Below are 19447 nucleotides of genomic sequence, written 5' to 3' on the forward strand. Positions count from 1 at the left end.
GGCTGGGTAGCTGGTTGGGCAGCGCTACAGCCCCTTCACAAACACCTTCGAATTCCGCTGCCAGTTATACAGCGACTTCCGGGCTCCCGGCAGCGCTTCCACGCCCGCCGCTTCGAAGCCCTGCTGCTGAAACCAGTGGGCGGTCAGGGTGGTGAGCACGAACAGGCTGGTGAGCCCTTGTTCCTTTGCTCGCCGTTCCACGTATGCCAGTAGCTGGGCACCCCGTTCGCCCTTACGGTAGCCGGGGTGGACGGCCACGCAGGCCAGTTCGCCGGTCTTGTCGTCCGGGAAGGGGTAGAGGGCGGCGCAGGCGATGACCATGCCGTCCCGCTCGATGATGGCGAAGCGCTGGATTTCGTTTTCCAGCAGTTCCCGGGAGCGGCGCACCAGGGTGCCGTCCGCTTCCAGGGGTTCGATCAGTTCCAGGATGCCGCCCACGTCGTCGATGCGCGCGCCGCGCAGGGTTTCGTAGGTTTCCCGGGTGACCAGGGTGCCGCAGCCGTCACGGGTGAACAGTTCCTTGAGCAGGGCGCCGTCGTCGTTGGCGTCGATCAGGTGGGCGCGACCCACACCATTGCTGGCGGCGTGGCAGGCCGCGGTGAGCTGCCGGTCCACGCCATTGTCCTGGAGCTGGTCGTCGGCAAGCAGTTTGCCGGCTTGCTGGGGGCTGAGTTCGCGCACCATGTCGCCGTTGCTGTCGGCGAGCCGCAGGTCGTTACCCATGAGAATCAGCTTGTCGGCGCCCAGGGCGATGGCGGCGGTGGAGGCCACCTCTTCCGCGTTCACATTGAACAGTTCGCCGGTGGGCGAGCAGCCCAGCGGTGACAGCAGTACCACGTTGCCATTGCTCAGTTGCTGACGAATGGCATCCACTTCGATGCGCCGGACTTCGCCGGTGTGCTGGTAGTCGAAGCCGTTGCGCACGCCCACCGGTTTGGCGATGACGAAGTTGCCGCTGATCAGGCGGATGCCCGCGTTGTACATGGGGGAGTTGGCCAGCCCCATGGAAAACAGCCCTTCCAGTTTCAGGCGCAGGGCTCCCACGGCGGCCATGACGCCATTGAGCGCCGCGCTGTCGGTGATCCGCATGTGTTGCTCAAAGGTGGATTCGATGCCGGATTCCGCCAGCCGCGCGCTGATCTGCGGGCGGGCACCGTGGACCAGGACCAGCTTGATGCCGAGGCTGTTGAGCAGCGCCAGATCGTGAACCAGGGTGGGCAGGCGCGGGCCGTCCAGCAGCTCGCCGGAGAGCATCACCACAAAGGTGCGACCCCGATGGGCATTGATGTACGGGGACGAATTGCGGAACCAGTGGACCTGATTGTCGGGGGTGGTGCTGGGCACGGCGTGTCTCGGTGATGGATGACTGACAGGCCAGTATAGCCAGCGGGGGGCGTTGGATGCCAGATGTGCCGGCGGGGTGGGGTGAGGACCTTGCCTGCAAGCGAAAGGCATCCGAACGAAGCAGCCAGTTTCGAGTTGCGAGTACCGAGTTTCGAAAGGCAAAACCCTGCCCGCTTTAAAGGTTTTCGCGGCTCGAAACTCGCTTCTCGTCACTCGATCCTTTTGCTTGCAGGCTGGGCATTGCAACAGAAACCAAAACGCCGCCCGAAGGCGGCGTTGTGTTCTCCGTGGCGGGTCGGCGGTATTAGGCGCCGAACAGGCCCTTGAAGAAGTAGAAGAACAGGATCGACAGCAGGGCGCCGGCGGGCAGGGTGACCACCCAGGAGGTGAAGATGGTGCCGATCACCCGCAGGTTAAGGGAACCGATGCCGCGGGCCATGCCCACGCCCAGTACCGCCCCCACCAGGGTGTGGGTGGTGGAGATGGGCAGGCCGGTGCCGGAGGCCAGGATCACGGTGCCGGCGGCGCCCAGCTCGGCAGCGAAGCCGCGGCTGGGGGTCAACTCGGTGATGTTCTTGCCCACGGTGGCCATGACCCGGGCGCCGAGAATGGCCAGGCCGAACACGATACCCATGGCGCCCACCAGCAGGATCCAGCTGGGCATGGCGGCTTCGCCGCCGATAACGCCTTCATTGACGATGACGCTGTTGATGGCGGCCAGCGGGCCCACCGCGTTCGCCACGTCATTGGAGCCGTGGGCGAAGGCCATGGCGCAAGCGGTAAAGATCATCAGCACGGCAAAGATGCGCTCCACGGAGTGGAAACGAAATTCCTTGTCGGCTTGCGGGTTGGGCTTGATGCGGCTGAGAATCATGGCGCCGATCAGGGCAATGATGACGCCGCCCACGGCGGCCCAGCCCAGGCTGGCCGCGAAGCTGATTTCCAGGCCGATATGCTTGAGGCCCTTGAGCAGGGTCACGGCGGTGATCGCGAAGCCCACCAGGAACATGTAGAAGGGCACCACCCGTTTGGCCCGTTCGAATGGGTCATCATGGTTGAGCACCAGGCGCTGCACGCTCTTGATCAGGGCAAAGGCGATGAAGCCGGCGAGCAGGGGTGAGGTGACCCAACTGGCGACAATGCTGCCAACCTTGTCCCACTGTACCGAATCCATGCCAACGCCCACGGCGGCAAAGCCCACGATGGCACCGACAATGGAATGGGTGGTGGAAACCGGCCAGCCAAACCAGGAGGCCACCACCAGCCAGATGCCGGCGGCCAGCAGGGCGGACATCATCCCGTAGACCAGATAATGGGGGAATTCGGCAAAGACGCTGGCATCGACGATGCCTTTACGAACCGTGGCAGTCACTTCGCCACCGGCCAGGTAGGCGCCGCAGAATTCAAAGACGATGGCGATCATCACCGCCTGTTTCACGGTCAGGGCCCCGGAGCCCACCGAGGTGCCCATGGCGTTTGCCACGTCGTTGGCGCCCACGCCCCATGCCATCAGAAAGCCGAACGCGCCGGCCAGCAACAGCATCAGGTAGCTGTGTTCAATCATCCACTCCATAAGACAACTCCTAGCGTGCGACCAACATCTGCAGGCGGCCGCCCACTTTCTGGGCGCGATCAGCGAGATCGCCTACCCATTCGATGATCTTGTAGAGAAAAATGACATCCACCGGGGGCAGTTCGTTTTCCAGCTTGAACAGGGTGGAGCGAATGGTGATTTGCTGCTCGTCGTTATTGCGCTCCAGGCGGTCCAGCTCCTCGATGAGCTCTTCCACGATCTGGATTTCGCGACCGCTGAAGCCGGTCTCGATCAGCTCATCCAGCTCGTTGATGGCTTTCTGGGCCTGGGCGGAGGTATCGATGGCGCCCTGCACATAGTCGCGCATCACATCGGCCAGTATGGGGGGAATGGTCATCTGCCGGCCGAGCATCAGCCCGGAAATGTCCTTGGCCTTGTTGGCGACCTTGTCCTGCACGCTGATCAGGTCGAGCAGGTCGGTGCGCGGCATGGGCAAAAACAGGCTTTTGGGCAGGTTCAGGCGGAATTCTTTTTTCAGTTCGTCGGCCCGGTTTTCCAGCTCGGCAATGCGCTTGCGGGCTGCCCGTGCCTTGTCCCAGTCGCCTTCGGTCACGGCGGCGAAGAAGTCCGCCAGGGTTCGGGCACAGTCGTGAACGGTGTCGTAGTGTTGCTGCAGGGGCTTGATCGGTGAGCGGCCAAACAGGCCGGCAATGGAGCTTCCAAAGGACATAGGCGCCTCGGGTCCAGAGTCAGAGTAAAACCTGAAGCAGGGGCTTCAGGCAGAATCAGTGTCCCACTTTCCCGGGCAATCGCCCATGGGGAAAGGAATGTTCATGGCACAGTCGTGCAACTGTCACAGATGTGTCATGAATCTGGCCGCGAGTATAGTCAAAGCCATCGGGGCTGTCAGGGTTTACCTGTTATCGTTACAGTACTACAAAATAATTAGACAGGCGGTTCTGCCCGCCTATTGACCCGGAGAGTATCCGTGAACGTCACTGCCCACCCCGCCAAACTGGATGGTCTGCTGATTGATGTGCGCTGGCTGATGCGTGAGTTGCTGGAAGAAGGTCGCGTCAGCCAGGAAGACTTCAACGTCATTTCCACCACGCCACGGGAGAAGAAGGAGCTGAATTGGCACCCGATTCAGGTGCTGGCCAAGTATCGGCTCACCGACCGGACCAATACCCACCAGCTGCTGGATGTGGATTTCCTGACCCGCTGGCTGGGGGAAAAGGCGGGTATGCCGGTGTGTCACATTGATCCGCTCAAGGTCCATGTGGATCAGGTGACCAATGTGATGAGTTATGCCTTTGCCGAGCGTCACGGCATCGTTGCGGTGGAAGTGCAGCGGGACAAGGTGGTGGTGGCCTGCGACCAGCCCTTTGTGCGCGACTGGCAGGCCCATCTCAAGCAGGTGCTGCGTGACCGGGAGCTGGAGGTGGTGCTGGCCAATCCCGAGCAGTTGCGCCGCTACCGGGTGGAGTTCTACAACCTGAGCCGCTCCATCGCCGGGGCCTCCGGCAATACCGGCCAGGAAATGTCCGGTATTACCAACTTCGAGCAGTTGCTGGAAGTGGGCAAGGGGCACCACGACGCGGACGATCAGCACATCGTCAATATTGTGGACTGGATTCTGCAATACGCGTTTTCCCAGCGGGCCAGCGATATTCACCTGGAGCCGCGCCGGGAGACCGGCAAGATGCGTTTCCGCATCGATGGCGTGCTGCACGATGTGTATGAGCTGCCGGCGGCGATCATGGCGGCGGTTACCAGCCGCCTGAAGATTCTCAGCCGCCTCAATGTGGCGGAAAAGCGCAAACCCCAGGACGGGCGTTTGAAGACCAAGTCACCGGAGGGGGAAGAGATCGAGCTGCGTATTTCCACGCTGCCCACCGCCTTCGGGGAAAAAATGGTCATGCGGGTGTTCGACCCGGATGTGCTGGTGCGCAGCTTCGAGCAGATGGGCTTTACCAATGAGGATTACCAGGCCTGGCAGCGGATGACTTCCCATCCCCACGGCATCATCTTCGTGACCGGCCCCACCGGCTCGGGGAAAACCACCACCCTCTATTCCACCCTCAAGCAATTGGCCACCAGCGAGGTGAATGTCTGCACCATTGAGGATCCCATCGAAATGGTGGAACCCAGCTTCAATCAGATGCAGGTGCAGGCCAATATTGATGTGAGCTTTGCCCAGGGGGTGAAGGCCATGCTGCGTCAGGACCCGGATATCATCATGATTGGTGAGATCCGCGATCTGGCCACAGCGGATATGGCCATCCAGGCCGCCCTCACCGGTCACCTGGTGTTGTCCACCCTGCACACCAACGATGCCCCCTCGTCCATTACCCGTCTGGTGGATCTGGGCGTGCCGGCCTACATGATCAGTGCCACGGTGCTTGGGGTCATGGCCCAGCGTCTGATCCGTACCCTGTGTCCCCATTGCAAGCAGGCAACGGAAACCGATGTGCAGGCCTGGGAAGAGCTGGTTCGCCCCTTCAAGATGAAGCCGCCGGAAAAGACCTATCGCCCGGTGGGCTGCCTGGAGTGCCGGGATACCGGTTACCTGGGGCGTGTGGGGGTCTATGAGACCATGCCCCTGAATACCAGCCTCAAAAACCATATTTCCCGGGGCTCCGAGCTGGAAACCCTGACCCGCCAGGCCCTGAAAAACGGCATGAAGCCCCTGCGCATCAGTGGTGCCATGAAGGTCGCCAAGGGTCTGACCACCATTGAAGAGGTCATGCGGGTGACGCCGTCGCAGGATATTTTGTTGGGGTAGAAAAGGAGCAGGTTGAAGGGCGTGAACAAAGGATTGGCCGTCGCCGGGAAAGGCGGCACGTCGCGCGGCAGGGTTGGCTCGCCCTGTGAACATGGCTCATGCGGCAGGTGTAGGAGCTATGCTTGCATGGCGAACCTGCGGATCGTGAATCGCGGGCATGGCCTGCGTTAAGCGTCCCCGGCTGTTCCTGATTGCAATTTTGAACTTTCAACTTGCAACTCCCTCCTGGCCTCTAGCCTTTCGCGCCCTCCCGTACGACAATAGCCGCCCATGACAGAACCCCAATATCACGCTCTGCCGGATGAACTATCGGTGCTGGTCAGTCAGCACTGGCAACACTTCGTGGAATCCGGTCATCGTATCCCTGACTCCCTTCTTGATGACCTGCCCCGGGTGTGGGCTGGCTCCGACTATGTGGCGCAACAGTTTCAGCGTGATCCGGGCCTGGGTCAGTGGCTGCAGGACAGCGATCCGACTCAGCCCCTGGCGGAGGCGTCCCTGCGCCAGACCGTGCGCGAATTGCTGGGCGACTGCGATAATGAGGATGAGCTGAAACGGGCGTTGCGTCGGCTGCGTCACCGGCACATGGTGCGCATCATCTGGCGGGACCTGGCCGGGATGGGGGATTACCACACCACCGTGGCGGACCTGTCCCTGCTTGCGGACACTCTGATTCAGGAAGCACTGAGCGTGCTGCATGATTGGGCCTGCGAAAAAAGCGGCACCCCCTTGGGGCCGGATGGCAAGCCGGTCCAGCTGGTGGTGCTGGCCATGGGCAAACTGGGGGCGCGGGAGCTGAACCTGTCCTCGGATATCGACCTGATCTTTGCCTACGAGCATGAAGGGGAAATCGAGGGTGATCGGCGCAGCCTGAGCCATCACCAGTTTTTTGTGCGTCTGGGGCAGCAGCTGATCAAGGCCCTGGACCAGCCCACCGCCGATGGTTTTGTCTTCCGGGTGGACATGCGCCTGCGTCCCTGGGGCAAGAGCGGCGTGCTGGCCATCGGCTTCGATGCCATGGAAGGGTATTACGAAACCCAGGGCCGTGAGTGGGAGCGCTACGCGCTGATCAAGATGCGCCCGGTCGGCGGCGATTTGCAGGCCGGCAAGCGCCTGATCAAGCGGCTCAATCCCTTCGTCTACCGCCGTTATATCGACTACGGCGCTTTCCATTCCCTGCGCGAGATGAAGTCCCTGATCGAACGGGAAGTGAACCGCAAGGGCATGCAGGCGGATGTGAAGCTGGGTGCCGGCGGCATCCGTGAAGTGGAATTTATCGTCCAGGCCTTCCAGTTGATCCGGGGTGGCCAGCTGCCGGCCCTGCGGGAGCCCAACCTGATCAAGGTGCTGCCGCAACTGGTGGAACTGGAATTGTTGCCGGAGGACGTGGCGGAGGAGCTGACCGAAGCCTATCTGTTCCTGCGGGATGTGGAGCATCGGCTGCAGGGAATCGCGGACAAGCAGACCCAGCGCCTGCCTGACGACGAGCTGGGCTGGCAACGGCTGACCTTTGCCATGGGCTTTTCTGCCCGTGCCGCCTTCGAGCGCAAGTTGCGGCGTTACCGGGAGAGTGTCCGTCACCATTTTAGCCAAGTGATTGCCGACCCGGAACAGGAAACCGATGCGGCCCAGGGCGCCGATCAGGAGCTGCTGGATCTGTGGCTGGGCGAGCTGGATGCCACCCAGGCGGCTGCCCAGCTGGAAGCCATTGGGGTGCAGGAAGGTGACAAGGTCTACGCTCACCTGAATGATTTCCGCGAAAGCCGTTCGGTGCAGAACATGCAGGCGATTGGCCGTGAGCGACTGGACCGGCTGATGCCGCTGCTGCTGGAAGCCCTGGGCTATCAGGGCCATGGCGAAACCACGGTGGTGCGCCTGCTGGCCTTCGTGGAAGCCGTGTTGCGTCGTAGTGCCTACATTGCGCTGCTGGTGGAAAACCCCAGCGCCCTGACCCAGCTGGTGAAGTTGTCCGGGGCCAGCCCCTGGATCGCCGAACGTCTCACCCTGCACCCGGTGCTGCTGGACGAGTTGCTGGATGTTCGCACCCTCTATTCGCCGCCGGAGCGGGCGGAGCTGGATGACGAGTTGCGTCAGCAGCTGTTGCGGGTGGCCGAGGATGATCTGGAACAGCAGATGGAGGTGCTGCGTAATTTCAAGCAGGCCCACCTGCTGCGCGTGGCTGCGTCGGAAGTCACCGAAGTGCTGCCGTTGATGAAGGTCAGCGACTACCTGACTTGGCTGGCGGAAAGCATCCTCAACCAGGTGGTGATGCTGGCCTGGGAGCCGCTGGTTGAGCGCCACGGTCGCCCCTCGCGTCTGGATGGCCAGCCCTGCAATCCGGATTTTGTGGTGGCCGGTTACGGCAAGCTGGGCGGTATCGAGCTGGGGCACAACTCCGATCTGGATCTGGTGTTCCTGCATGATGCGGCCAGCGGCGGCATGACCGACGGCGACAAGCCGGTGTCCAACGAACAGTTCTACGCCCGCCTGGGCCAGCGCATCATTCATATTCTTTCCACTCGTACCATGAGTGGCCAGTTGTACGAAGTGGATATGCGCCTGCGCCCCTCCGGCAGTGCCGGTCTGCTGGTCAGCTCCATGGACTCGTTCGAGAAATACCAGCTCAACGATGCCTGGACCTGGGAACATCAGGCCCTGGTGCGGGCCCGTGTGGTGGCTGGCTGCAACCGGGCGCGGGCCCGCTTTGACGCCATTCGCCATCAGGTGCTGTGCCTGGAGCGACCGCTGGAAAAGTTGCGCGAGGATGTCCTGGCCATGCGCGACAAGATGGTTGACCACCTGGGCGAAAAGGGCGAGGACCGTTTTCATCTCAAGCAGGACCCGGGAGGTATCGTTGATATCGAATTTATGGTGCAATACGGGGTTCTGAGATGGGCCTCCTCCCACGGTGAACTGACCCGCTTCACCGATAATGTGCGGCTGCTCGAAACACTGGCTGCACTGGATATTATGTCGGCGCAGGATGCCGGCTTGCTGCGGGAAGCGTACCTCGCTTACCGATCCGCGGCTCATCGCGCCTCGTTGCGCAAAGAGAAATCCATCGTCGACGACACCCAATTCCGCGATTTGCGTGAAGGCGTGCGAGCGATCTGGAAGCACTGGTTCGACCTGCAGGGCTGACACCTGCCGGTCCTTAGTTCTGGGAGTATCACTGCCATGTCGATGGCTGTAAGAGACGGTTTTATCTGGTTGGATGGCGAACTGGTTCCCTGGCAGGAGGCCAAGGTGCATGTGCTGACGCACACCCTGCACTACGGCATGGGGGTGTTCGAAGGGGTGCGCGCCTACGAAACGGCCAAGGGTCCGGCCATCTTCCGCATGAAGGAACACACGGACCGCCTGTTCAATAGTGCCCATATCATGAACATGAAGATCCCGTTCTCCAAGGACGAGGTCAACGCTGCGCAAATTGCTGCGGTGAAAGAGAACAACCTGCCCCATGCCTACCTGCGCCCCATGGCGTTTTACGGTAGCGAGGGCATGGGGCTGCGCGCCCATAACCTGAAGGTGCACCTGATGGTCGCGGCCTGGGAATGGCCGGCCTACATGTCCCCGGAAGCCCTGGAGCTGGGCATCAAGGTGCGCACCTCCAGCTACACCCGCCACCACGTGAATATCACCATGTGCAAGGCCAAGGCCAACGGCAACTACATCAACTCCATGCTGGCGTTGAATGAGGCCCTGTCCGGCGGTGCCGACGAAGCCCTGCTGCTGGACAACGAAGGCTACGTGGCAGAAGGCTCCGGTGAGAACATTTTCGTGATCAAGGAGCAGGTCCTCTACACCCCGGAGCTCACCTCCTGCCTGGATGGCATCACCCGCAAGACCATCATCCAGCTGGCCGAAGAGCGTGGCTACACAGTTCGCGAGAAGCGCATCACCCGTGATGAAATCTACGTGGCGGATGAGGCCTTCTTTACTGGCACCGCTGCCGAAGTGACGCCGATCCGTGAACTGGATGGCCGTATCATCGGTGAAGGCAAGCGTGGCCCGATCACCGAGCAGCTGCAGGCAGTGTACTTTGATCTGGTGCGCGGCAAGTTGGATGATGACTACGGAGACTGGCTCACTTACGTGGGCTGAGCAGGCGTATGCCGGCTACCTTGTCCGACTCGCCTTCCGCCATCCTTGTCGTCGGCCCGTCCTGGGTCGGCGACATGGTCATGGCCCAGACCCTGTTTTCCGAACTGCGTCGCCAATACCCCGATTGCGCCATTGATGTGCTGGCACCGGCCTGGTGTCGGCCACTGTTGTCGCGCATGCCGGAAGTGCGCGAGGCCCTGTCGCTGCCGTTCGACCATGGTGACCTGAAGCTGGGTGAGAGGCATGCCCTGGGCAAGTCCCTGCGGGGCAAATACCAGCAAAGCTATGTGCTGCCCAATTCCCTCAAGTCTGCCCTGGTGCCCTGGGCGGCGAAGATTCCCCGTCGCATCGGTTGGCGCGGAGAGATGCGCTATGGGTTGCTCAACGATGTCCGCAAGCTGGACAAGGACCGCTATCCGTTGATGGTGCAGCGCTTTGTGGCGCTGGCTCAGCCGGCCGACGCGTCGGTGCCACAGCTGGATACCATTACCGCGCCGCACCTGGAAGTGAGTGAAGACTCACTGCAGCAGGCCATGGTGGCCCATGGGTTGGCGACGCAGCGACCGGTGCTGGGCCTTTGCCCCGGTGCGGAGTTCGGCCCGGCCAAGCGTTGGCCGGAACATCATTACGCGGCGGTGGCCCAGCACTGGATCGACCATGGGGGCCAGGTATGGATCTTTGGCTCCGGCAAGGATCAGCCGGTGGCCAGAGCCATTGTCGAGATGCTCGAAAACGGCGCCGCCGAGCAGGCAGCGGTACTGGCGGGCAATACCTCCCTGGAACAGGCGGTGGATCTGCTGTCGGCGACCACCGCGGTGGTCAGCAACGATTCCGGCCTGATGCATATCGCTGCGGCGCTCAAGCGGCCGCTGGTGGCCGTGTACGGTTCCACGTCCCCGGGTTTTACTCCGCCATTGGGTGATAGAGTGGCAGTGGTAAGGCTGGGGCTGGAATGCAGCCCCTGTTTTGAACGGGAATGCCCGCTGGGGCATTTGAATTGTCTGCGCCAGCTGCCCCCTTCGCAGGTGATCGATGCCCTGCAGCAGCTGGAAAGCGCGGATGCCTGAGTTGACGGCGAGCGGGTTCTGACATGCGTGTGCTGCTGATCAAAACCTCCTCCATGGGGGATGTGATCCACACCCTGCCGGCACTGACCGATGCCCTGGCGGCCATCCCCGATCTACAGGTGGATTGGGTGGTGGAGGAGGCCTTTGCCGATCTGGCTCGCCGCCACCCGGCGGTGCATCAGGTGTTTCCCTGTGCCCTGCGTCGCTGGCGCAAGCATCCTTTCAAGGCGCGCCGTTCCGGTGAGTGGGCGACCTTCAAATCTGCCGTTCAAGCCAGTAAATACGATGCGGTCATCGATGCCCAGGGGCTGATCAAGAGTGCCTTTGTGACCCGGCTGGGGCGGGGACCAAGTTTCGGCCTGGACAAGCACTCCGCCCGGGAAGGGCTTTCCGCCCGGGTGCTGGATCATCCTCTGGCCGTGGCAAAAGGGCAGCATGCCATCGATCGGGTGCGACAGCTTTTTGCCCTGGCGCTGGGTTATACATTGCCCGGCAGCGCTCCGGACTACGGCTTGCCGCGCAGCCACGTTCCCACATCCTTGAATCGACCGGCGCAGCTGGTGTTCTGTCATGGCACCACCTGGCCCACCAAACATTACCCGGAAGCCTTCTGGCGCCAGCTCGTGGAGCTGGCCAGCGCGGAGGGGCATAGCGTTTTTCTTCCCTGGGGCAACCCGATGGAAAAGGACCGCGCCACTCGTCTCGCCGATGGGCTGAGCGGGGCGCACGTGCTGCCGCAAATGGGCCTGAATGCCCTCACCGACAAGTTGCTCGGCTGGGACGCCTTTATTGCCGTGGATACCGGCCTGGCCCATCTGGCGGCGGCGGCGGGTCTGCCTGGCGTGGCACTTTACGGCCCCACCGACCCGGTGCTCACCGGGGTGCAGGGCGCCCGCGCCCACTCTCTGGCAGCGGATTTTCCCTGTGCGCCCTGCGTACAGGAGAAATGCACCTATCGCGGTGAGCTGGGCAAGGGAGTGGAGCCGCCCTGTTTCAGCAGCCTGAAACCGAAACAGGTGTGGCGGGAATTGCGGAGGCGCACCGCATGAAGCTGGCCATGGCGCTCTATCATTACTTCCCCTATGGCGGCCTGCAGCGGGATTTTGCGCGCATTGCCCGTGAGGCGGTGAGTCGGGGGCATGAGGTCGTGGCGCTGGTGAGCGACTGGCAAGGTGAAACCATTGATGGTGTCACCGTGCAGTCGATTGCCGTGTCGGGACGCAGCAATCATGGTCGTATGCAATCGTTTGCCAGTGGTGTCTTGAGCGCCATCGACCAGGGTGATTTCGACAGGGTGCTGGGCTTCAATCGCTTGCCCGGCTTGGATGTGTATTTTGCTGCGGACAGCTGTTTTGCCGAGCATGTCAGCAGCAAGCCGGCAGCGGTGGGATGGTTGCCTCGTTACGCGACCTACCTGAAGTTGGAGAAGGCGGTAACGGCAGCGGATGGGCCGCTCATCCTGTTTCTCAATGACGATCAGCGCAGCCAGTACCAAGCGCATTATCCGCTGACTGAGGCACGTTATCGCCTTCTGCCACCGGGCATTGAGCGGGACCGTCGGCGGACGGATAATTATCAGCAACTGCGTGCAAGGCTGCGTGCCGATCTGGAGCTGGCTGATGATGAGCCGGCACTGCTGTTCCTCGGCTCCGGGTTCAAGATCAAGGGCCTGGATCGGGCGCTGGCGGCGTTTGCGTCCCAGCCGGCGCCACTGCGCCTGCTTATCGTCGGCAATGATGATGCTGCGCCTTACTTGAAAGTGCTCAGCGATGAACAGCGCGCCCGCGTTAGCGTGCTTGGTCCTCGGGATGACGTGCCGGCCCTGTTGCAGGCGGCGGACCTGTTGTTGCATCCGGCCTATAGAGAATCCGCCGGCATGGTACTGCTGGAGGCCGCGGTGGCCGGCCTGCCGGTGCTGACCACCGATACCTGTGGCTATGCCCGTTATGTGCGGGAGGCCGGTGCCGGCGAAGTCATTGCCTCGCCCTTTGACCAGCAGGCTCTCAATCGCACTATGGCCAACATGCTGGCGCAGAGGCCTGGGCCTTGGTCCGCCGCCGGTGTTGAATACGGCCAGCAGGAGAGCCTCTATCGGCTGCCGGAAACCGTGGTGAACTGGCTGGAGGAGAGCGTCCGTGACTGATTTGTTCCTGCGCGAGGAATTCCGAGTCGCCTGGCAGGGGCAGGATCCGTTCGGCCAGGTCCGGGCGCTGGACGGCGACGTCTTTCGCAGCAAGGAAGGGCGCCGCACCCTGCGTTTTTTCCATGCGGGGCGGCCCTACTTTCTCAAATACCACCAGGGCGTCGGTTGGGGCGAGGTGATCAAGAATCTGCTGCAGGGGCGAGCGCCGGTGGTCAGTGCCTGTAACGAGTACCTAGCCAGCCTGGCCCTGGCTGAGGCCGGGGTGGATACCCTGACGCCGGCGGCCTATGGCCGTCGTGGCCATAACCCGGCGGCGATGGAAAGTTTCCTGATTACCGATGACCTGGTCGGCACTGTCAGCCTGGAGGATTACTGCCGGGGCTGGCCGGACCAGCCACCGCCGGTGGCACAAAAGCGGCGCCTGCTGAACAAGGTGATGTGGATGGCGGCCACCATGCATGGCTGCGGTATCAATCATCGTGATTTTTACCTATGTCATTTCCTGCTGGTGCCGGACACTCTGGAGCAGGGTAACAGTGTGACGCAGATTCGCTGTCATCTGATCGACCTGCACCGGGCCGGTCTGCGCCGGACGGTGCCGTTGCGCTGGCGTATCAAAGATGTGGCCGGGCTATTCTATTCCGCCATGGATATCGGCCTCACCCGCCGGGACCTGCTGCGGGCCATGGCTATATACAGCGGGGTTGCCTGGAGAGAGACAATGATCAACGATCACCAGTTTTGGTCTGCGGTAAAAGTGAGAGCCGAGAAGCTGTATCGGAAAGATATGGGAAGGGAGGCGCCCAAGTGGTTTGTAAAAGAGTGAAGGTCAGACGCTTTCCACATGGTTTGCTACGCTTTATCGGCTCTTCACCTGTGGCAGAATTCGAAAATCTGGACATGTTGAAGAGATGGTTGGCAGCCGGTAGAAAGATCAAGGTTTCTAAGAATGTGGAGGCGCGCCTGATCAATGATGAAAAGGGGCATGTCTGGTTTGTAAAGCGTTATCGTTCGCGTTCACTGTTCCGTGTACTCCAGGCATTGCTTGGCTGGACTAGGGGGGAGCGTGTGTTTGAGTTGAGTTTTCGTCTGCGGGAGAAAGGAGTTAATGTTCCGCAGCCGTCAGCGTGTCTGATGTGTCGAGATGGTTTTCAACTGGATTCCTGGTTTGTTTGTGAAGGATTAGAGGGCGGGAAAGATTTGAGAAACCACTTTTTTGAAGACAAATTCGAGTCGCTGGGTGGTGCACAAGTAGTCATGGGCAGGACTGCTGAAGTCGCTGCAAACCTTCATGCAAAAGGTTTTGTCCACTATGACATGAAGTGGGCTAATTTCATGGTTGCTGGTGACGGGCAATTTTATCTGATTGACCTGGATGGAATGCGTAGGCCCAAAATCGCAACTTTCACGAAGGCATGTCGTGATGCAGCGAGATTTGTGGTCAATGCTCGGGAATTCGGCTTGCCCGAAGATCATGTCAGATACTGGCTTTCCCAGTACTCAATGTATCTAGACGTGGATGTTGATGACGTTGAGAAAGGTATGGCTCCATTTTATGCGAAATTTGTTCGCCGACATCGAAAGAAATATAACGTATCACTCTGATTTATGAGGGTTCCATGTCGATTAACAACGCTTCGTACTGGCTTCTTTTTTTTGCGATGAGCCGTAACCAGGAGAGTTACTTCAGCCGTCTTAAGCAGGATATGGCCGTTGGGGGTGTGGTGCTTAATGCCAAGCACCCTGGATGGGGAGGAAGGTTTTCAGCTCTAGTCTGGCTGTTACGGCGTCGTCACTTATGGAGTCAGTGGTTGTTTTTTCGTGTTCAGAAGGGAAGGCTGAATGGCCAAAAGGCGGGAAAGCTGTTCCGATTTGGTTTGATCTTGAGAAGCACTGGATGCCTTGCGGCGGTACAAAGTCTCTGCAAAAGCCGTGCCCCGGATGGGATAGTGCTGATGAATGGCGCTCACTATAAACAGCAGATTGTACTGGCCTATATTCGTGAACAAGGTGTTCAGCCTCTTTATATGGAGCTGGGATGCTTGCCTGATACCACCGCGATAGACGGAAAGGGGGTGAATTACAACGGAGCTGTTCCTCGCGATCCTTGTTTCTATCGTGGCTATCATCCATCTAAAGATGTCGATGCAACTTTGATCAAAAGACCCCCCAGGAAGCCAGTCGGTGAGCCGGTGGACTTGCCTGCACGCTATATTTTTGTCCCGTTTCAGGTTTATGACGACACACAGATTCTGCTTCATTCTCCGTGGGTCGATAGTATGGAATCTCTATACTGGGCCCTCGAACGTTGTGTTTCTTCTCTCCCGGAAGGGTGGTGCTTTATCGTCAAGGAGCATCCTTCTGCCCGGAAGTCCTACGAGCATATTCATGATAATCACTCGCGGATCGTGTTCGCAAATGCAAACGATACCCAAGAGCTTATTGAGGGGGCGCGGCTTGTCATCACCATAAATTCAACGGTTGGTATAGAGAGCCTGCTGCTTGGGCGTCCAGTGCTTACGTTGGGAAATGCTTTTTATAATATTCCCGAGCTTGTTTCTCATGCAGCCTCAGAAGAGCAATTAAGCCAACTGATAGCCTCCCCGGAGAGTTGGGTATATGACGAAGAGTTGGTTAGGCATTTTGTGGCTTGGTTGTCAGAGCAGTATTTGGTGCCGGGACGATTCCGGAGCTATCGAGATGAGCATCCTAAGCGAATGAAACAACGTATTGGGGAAATTCTGGAAGGGAGTCAATGGTGAATTGGCGGTGGTATGTAGGGCCAGGATTATCTGGGGAAAACCTGTGGTGCCGAGGGGATGTGGTTTCTGATGGTGAAAGGATAAAGGTAGTGCGTTTCCAGCTGGATGGGCGTACGTATTACAGAAAAGAGTCGTGCAATGAGAGGTTTGGCCGTTTGCTGGATCGTATCTTTGGTGGAGGGCAGTGGTGCTCTATGCCGGAGCAGGAAGCGCGGACTTTAGGCCAGTTAGTCACAGAAGGGTTTCGGGTAGTGCCAGTGGTTGCGGCGGGCAGCGTTTTTCGGTTCGGGATACCTGTAAAAGGGGTTATGGTCACGGAGGGGCTTGACTTTCCATTGCTTGAGGATGTCCTGGGTATCGATTGTGAATTATGGCGGCGTTATGGTTATTTGGTGGGGCGCCTTCATGCTTGCGGGTTCTTTGATGATTGCAGGGCCAAGGATTTACTTCTGGATGATGGAGAATTGGTCTTGCTTGACCGCGAGAAAAGTCGTACGGGTAATAGTTGGAACTACCGAAAAGCTCTAAAGTCTCTGCGGCGAACGTTGTATCGAAATCAGCGCAGTGGGATAAGGGCGAATGAACAGGCTGATATGGCGTTCTGGCAAGGTTACAGTAAAGGAGCCCGGCTGCAGGAGGGGCAGTGGAAACTGCTGCAGGAGCGGGTCTCATTTTCGTCGGGGTACGGGGGCCGGTGAGAGATCTTTCAGTAGCCACCATAACTCTTCAGGAGCTTGGGTGCCTTGGCCTGGTGGGCGTTGTTCGAAGAGTGCAGCTACATCCGCAAGGGTTTGACGATAGAGGCTTCTGCGAACAGCGTTTTTGTATGACATGCGAGAGAAATAGGCTGCAAAAAAGCTGATTCGCTCGGCTTTTGTTATGTAGCGATCACCTAGAAGCATGATCTGACGAAGGTTGCGTTTTTGTTCGCGTTTGAAGCGAATTGGTTTACGCGTTCTTTCATTGTCGATGAAGCCAATTTGATACCCTTCCTTGGAGGGGTGAATAATGACATTATTGGGCCGCAGATCGCCGTGAACAAGACCCGATGAATGAAGTTGCCCAACTGCTAAGCCGAGGGTTCGAAATAATGTCTTTCGCCATCGGCTTGTCTCGCTTGATTGCAGGTAACTGTGGATGGCGTTCATTAGTTGAGGGCCGGTTAGGTCCTCCATCAAGACGAAGTCGCATGCCTCATAGTGACCGCAGGCGATAACCTGCGGCGCAAGGCAGCCTGCTTTCGTCAGACTCTTTGTGGCTTTAAGAGTTCTCCAGGCTCGGCTGCCTCCGGTTGCGCGCTTAAGGCTTTCTTTGAGCCGGTTATTGTTGAAGCTTTTAAAATAGAGGCGACCGTAATCCTGATAGGCAATAATGTTACGGTGATTTTCCTTGATGATGCGCCAGTCTGACTCGCGTTCTAGTAAACTTTGTACGCTGCTATGCAGCGAGATCTCGTCGATGCCTTTGGCGATATAGGTGAATGTCACTACAGTCATGGATCGCTCTTTTATGATCACGTTCTTGGGCCAGTAGAGGTCGTCAAGGAAAAAATTATAGCAGTTATTTTAGGGTCGTGTCGTTAGGAGCAGTGAAGGCCGATGAAGAATAAAGCTAATGCCATACGCTATTCATTTGTCATTCCCACTTATAATTATGCTGGTTATATTGCCAGCGCCATCAATTCAGTATTGGAGGCAGCGAAGGCACGTAGCGACGTTGAAGTTGTGGTGGTTGATGATGGATCAACCGATGAAACTTGGCAGTTGTTGAGCTCCATGGCTTGTAAAGAAAGTCGACTAAGAGTATTTCGTCAGGATAACCAAGGCCCGTCCGCGGCAAGGAATGCCGGTGCAGAGAGGGGGCGAGGGGAATATCTTTGGTTTCTGGATGCAGATGACCGGCTGGCTGCTGGAGCCCTTTCATGCTTTGATCAATCTGTCGAAAACTTACCTCCCTTCGATATGCTTTTTGGTGGCTATCAATCCTTTAATGATGGACGTATTGGGAAAAAAAACGTTCCTGTCACAGGCATGAGAGAGAGCAAAGCGCTTTTTCTAGAATCCATTTTTTCGGAGCTTGTCGGTCTGTGTGTCGGTTCATCCATCATAAAGCGGGAAACGTTCATGAAGGTCCGCTTCCCTGTTGGTGTGCATAATAGTGAGGATACAGTAATGTATTCCCTTGTTATCGCTACCGGCAAGGTCTTTTCTGTTAGTGAAGTCGTAGTATTTACCCGCCGCCATGAAACAAGTCTGCGAAATAGCATATCCATGAATGTCGAGAGCGGTTTTAAAGCCGCAGAGTGTCTTTTTGATAATGATATGTTGCCTGCCGAGTATAGAAAATATCGGTCCCGCTTTCTGTCTTATCGTTATTTGGAAATGTCAAGGCTTTACTATGTCAACAATATGTTTTCTGAGTGTATAAATCTATATATGCGGGGCGTGAGGGTATGTCCTCGCAATTTTTTCCTTGTTTCTTATTTTAGAAAATATATGAAGGCCCTGATCAGGGCTGCTTTTGCATGGAGATGATGTTGGTACGTGTCGAGAGTTCAATGCCGGCTGATAGGCAGAAAGTTGTTCTGGTTACCAATAGCCTGATGGTGGGTGGGCTTTGCTCTGTCATTGTAGAGCAGGCTCATGCGTTTGATCGTGCAGGGTGTGAAGTACATGTAGTGCTACTTAATAGCAACAGTGAAGCGGCTGAGGAGTCCCCCTGCTCGGTTCATTATCTTCCCCTCAGTGATTCTCATGTTCGGTTGCGTCACCGGGTTCTTTATGCGCTTTTTCGTCCTTTTCTTAAAGGGATTGGGAACTGGTTTTCTGCCAGATATAACTGTAAAAGGTTCAACCAGTTTTTGCGGGAGCTTGGTGTTGCCTGCGATGACGTTGTCATTTTGCATGGCTTCAGAACCGTTGTTTCACTGCGCCAATTTGATCATCCAGGACTGATCAAGGTAATGCACGAAATGCAGAGTGACCATGTTGGTCCTTTTGGGGGAGGGTTGGGAGCTCTTAGGGCTTATTTCGTCAGGGCTTGCTACGTTAAAGGGGCAAGAGTAGCCGTTTCCGAAGCGGTTAAGCTGGATTACAGAGAGAAAATAAAGGGAAAAGGCGCTGTTGAGGTTATCAGTAATGGTATTAATTCAGCTAGGGTGATCGCTCTTTCTGAGGCTTCGAAGGGGCCATGTTTTTCTCGCCCTTATATTGTTTCAGTTGGGCGTCTTGTGCCGGTCAAAGGCTTTGATGTCCTAATCCGGGCGTTTGGTAAGTCCGCTATTAGTAAAACTCATGATCTGGTGATTGTGGGTGAAGGGAAGGAGTTGGACGGCCTCGCGGCGCTTGCAAATGAAGTGGGGGTTCCAGAAAAGATTCATTTTCCTGGCTATATTAGCCCGCCATTTAGCATTGTCCGTAAGGCGGATCTATATGTGGGGGCTTCATATCATGAGGGGTTTGGTCTGGCACTGCTTGAGGCAATTGCTCTGGGGGTGCCGGTAATGGCTTCCAGGGTAAGTGGCTTTGAGGAGATAGTTCGGCATTGTGGCGGCGTGATGTTCGAGGCGGGAGATGTCGACGGGTTGAGTGAATTGTTAGACCAGTTCAAACCGGGGGTGGCTTGTGAGGATGGGCTTGCTCTTGATCGATATGGGTTTGATGCACTTGTAAAACAGTACCTGCGGTTGCGAACGAAGGAGTCTTAAAG

At 58.1% G+C, this 19447-nt stretch carries 16 protein-coding genes; 12 read left to right on the forward strand and 4 right to left on the reverse strand.

Annotated elements, in window-relative coordinates:
• Nucleotides 1-24 precede the first annotated feature (24 nt).
• From argA to A0251_RS04425, 3 genes are all read right to left on the reverse strand, one after another.
• Nucleotides 25-1344 carry an amino-acid N-acetyltransferase gene (gene argA, locus A0251_RS04415; RefSeq protein ID WP_062815635.1) on the reverse strand — a complete coding sequence of 440 codons (1320 nt, stop codon included), beginning with the start codon at nt 1342-1344 and terminating at the stop codon, nt 25-27.
• A 304-nt stretch (nt 1345-1648) separates the two neighbouring features.
• Entirely contained in the window at nt 1649-2917 is a 1269-nt protein-coding gene (locus tag A0251_RS04420) for an inorganic phosphate transporter (protein WP_062815636.1), read from the reverse strand.
• A gap of 10 nt (nt 2918-2927) precedes the next feature.
• Nucleotides 2928-3608 (reverse strand): TIGR00153 family protein, encoded by a 681-nt coding sequence (locus A0251_RS04425; protein ID WP_062815637.1) that lies wholly within the window; start codon nt 3606-3608, stop codon nt 2928-2930.
• 318 nt (nt 3609-3926) lie between these two features.
• On the opposite strand from A0251_RS04425, the gene A0251_RS04430 reads away from it, so the two are divergent.
• The 10 genes from A0251_RS04430 to A0251_RS04475 all read left to right on the forward strand — a co-directional run bounded on the left by A0251_RS04430 (nt 3927) and on the right by A0251_RS04475 (nt 16437).
• Nucleotides 3927-5663: a GspE/PulE family protein gene (locus A0251_RS04430; protein WP_231866159.1), complete on the forward strand. Its 1737-nt coding sequence runs from the start codon at nt 3927-3929 to the stop codon at nt 5661-5663.
• A gap of 270 nt (nt 5664-5933) precedes the next feature.
• Nucleotides 5934-8804: a bifunctional [glutamate--ammonia ligase]-adenylyl-L-tyrosine phosphorylase/[glutamate--ammonia-ligase] adenylyltransferase gene (gene glnE / locus A0251_RS04435; protein WP_062815639.1), complete on the forward strand. Its 2871-nt coding sequence runs from the start codon at nt 5934-5936 to the stop codon at nt 8802-8804.
• A gap of 36 nt (nt 8805-8840) precedes the next feature.
• Nucleotides 8841-9767: a branched-chain amino acid transaminase gene (locus A0251_RS04440; RefSeq protein WP_062815640.1), complete on the forward strand. Its 927-nt coding sequence runs from the start codon at nt 8841-8843 to the stop codon at nt 9765-9767.
• An 8-nt stretch (nt 9768-9775) separates the two neighbouring features.
• Nucleotides 9776-10834 carry a lipopolysaccharide heptosyltransferase II gene (gene waaF / locus A0251_RS04445; protein WP_062815641.1) on the forward strand — a complete coding sequence of 353 codons (1059 nt, stop codon included), beginning with the start codon at nt 9776-9778 and terminating at the stop codon, nt 10832-10834.
• 23 nt (nt 10835-10857) lie between these two features.
• Entirely contained in the window at nt 10858-11883 is a 1026-nt protein-coding gene (gene waaC, locus A0251_RS04450) for a lipopolysaccharide heptosyltransferase I (protein WP_062815642.1), read from the forward strand.
• Complete coding sequence (locus tag A0251_RS04455; protein ID WP_231874156.1) at nt 11853-12977, forward strand: glycosyltransferase family 4 protein; 1125 nt, start codon at nt 11853-11855, stop codon at nt 12975-12977. The genes waaC and A0251_RS04455 overlap by 31 nt, the downstream gene beginning before the upstream one ends.
• The gene (gene rfaP, locus A0251_RS04460) at nt 12970-13803 is read left to right on the forward strand and encodes a lipopolysaccharide core heptose(I) kinase RfaP (protein WP_062815644.1); all 834 of its coding nucleotides are present in this window, start codon (nt 12970-12972) and stop codon (nt 13801-13803) included. Before A0251_RS04455 ends, rfaP begins: the two co-directional genes overlap by 8 nt.
• The gene (locus A0251_RS04465) at nt 13800-14582 is read left to right on the forward strand and encodes a lipopolysaccharide kinase InaA family protein (RefSeq protein WP_156478240.1); all 783 of its coding nucleotides are present in this window, start codon (nt 13800-13802) and stop codon (nt 14580-14582) included. The genes rfaP and A0251_RS04465 overlap by 4 nt, the downstream gene beginning before the upstream one ends.
• Nucleotides 14583-14596: 14 nt before the next feature.
• Nucleotides 14597-15739 (forward strand): polysaccharide synthesis/modification protein, encoded by a 1143-nt coding sequence (locus A0251_RS04470; protein ID WP_062815646.1) that lies wholly within the window; start codon nt 14597-14599, stop codon nt 15737-15739.
• Nucleotides 15740-15828: 89 nt separating this feature from the next.
• Nucleotides 15829-16437: a lipopolysaccharide kinase InaA family protein gene (locus tag A0251_RS04475; RefSeq protein WP_062815647.1), complete on the forward strand. Its 609-nt coding sequence runs from the start codon at nt 15829-15831 to the stop codon at nt 16435-16437.
• Here A0251_RS04475 and A0251_RS04480 read toward each other — a convergent pair.
• Nucleotides 16408-17235, reverse strand: a complete 828-nt coding sequence (locus tag A0251_RS04480; RefSeq protein ID WP_231874157.1) for a lipopolysaccharide kinase InaA family protein — start codon at nt 17233-17235, stop codon at nt 16408-16410. The genes A0251_RS04475 and A0251_RS04480 overlap by 30 nt on opposite strands.
• Nucleotides 17236-17337: 102 nt before the next feature.
• On the opposite strand from A0251_RS04480, the gene A0251_RS17125 reads away from it, so the two are divergent.
• Both A0251_RS17125 and A0251_RS04495 read left to right on the forward strand, forming a co-directional pair.
• Nucleotides 17338-18273, forward strand: a complete 936-nt coding sequence (locus A0251_RS17125) for a glycosyltransferase (RefSeq protein WP_082810756.1) — start codon at nt 17338-17340, stop codon at nt 18271-18273.
• Nucleotides 18264-19445, forward strand: a complete 1182-nt coding sequence (locus A0251_RS04495; protein WP_082810757.1) for a glycosyltransferase — start codon at nt 18264-18266, stop codon at nt 19443-19445. Before A0251_RS17125 ends, A0251_RS04495 begins: the two co-directional genes overlap by 10 nt.
• Nucleotides 19446-19447 lie beyond the last annotated feature (2 nt).

Origin of the sequence: Alcanivorax sp. NBRC 102024 (assembly GCF_001602235.1) — a bacterium.
Lineage (GTDB): Bacteria > Pseudomonadota > Gammaproteobacteria > Pseudomonadales > Alcanivoracaceae > Alcanivorax.

Excerpts from the sequence above, each read along its gene's own strand:
- A0251_RS04470 (WP_062815646.1), top strand. The coding sequence starts at position 14,597 with ATGTCGATTAACAACGCTTCGTACTGGCTTCTTTTTTTTGCGATGAGC.
- A0251_RS04430 (WP_231866159.1), top strand. The coding sequence starts at position 3,927 with ATGCGTGAGTTGCTGGAAGAAGGTCGCGTCAGCCAGGAAGACTTCAAC.
- A0251_RS17125 (WP_082810756.1), top strand. The coding sequence starts at position 17,338 with ATGAAGAATAAAGCTAATGCCATACGCTATTCATTTGTCATTCCCACT.
- A0251_RS04425 (WP_062815637.1), bottom strand. The coding sequence starts at position 3,608 with ATGTCCTTTGGAAGCTCCATTGCCGGCCTGTTTGGCCGCTCACCGATC.
- A0251_RS04495 (WP_082810757.1), top strand. The coding sequence starts at position 18,264 with ATGGAGATGATGTTGGTACGTGTCGAGAGTTCAATGCCGGCTGATAGG.
- waaC (WP_062815642.1), top strand. The coding sequence starts at position 10,858 with ATGCGTGTGCTGCTGATCAAAACCTCCTCCATGGGGGATGTGATCCAC.
- A0251_RS04420 (WP_062815636.1), bottom strand. The coding sequence starts at position 2,917 with ATGGAGTGGATGATTGAACACAGCTACCTGATGCTGTTGCTGGCCGGC.
- A0251_RS04480 (WP_231874157.1), bottom strand. The coding sequence starts at position 17,235 with ATGACTGTAGTGACATTCACCTATATCGCCAAAGGCATCGACGAGATC.
- A0251_RS04440 (WP_062815640.1), top strand. The coding sequence starts at position 8,841 with ATGTCGATGGCTGTAAGAGACGGTTTTATCTGGTTGGATGGCGAACTG.
- glnE (WP_062815639.1), top strand. The coding sequence starts at position 5,934 with ATGACAGAACCCCAATATCACGCTCTGCCGGATGAACTATCGGTGCTG.
- waaF (WP_062815641.1), top strand. The coding sequence starts at position 9,776 with ATGCCGGCTACCTTGTCCGACTCGCCTTCCGCCATCCTTGTCGTCGGC.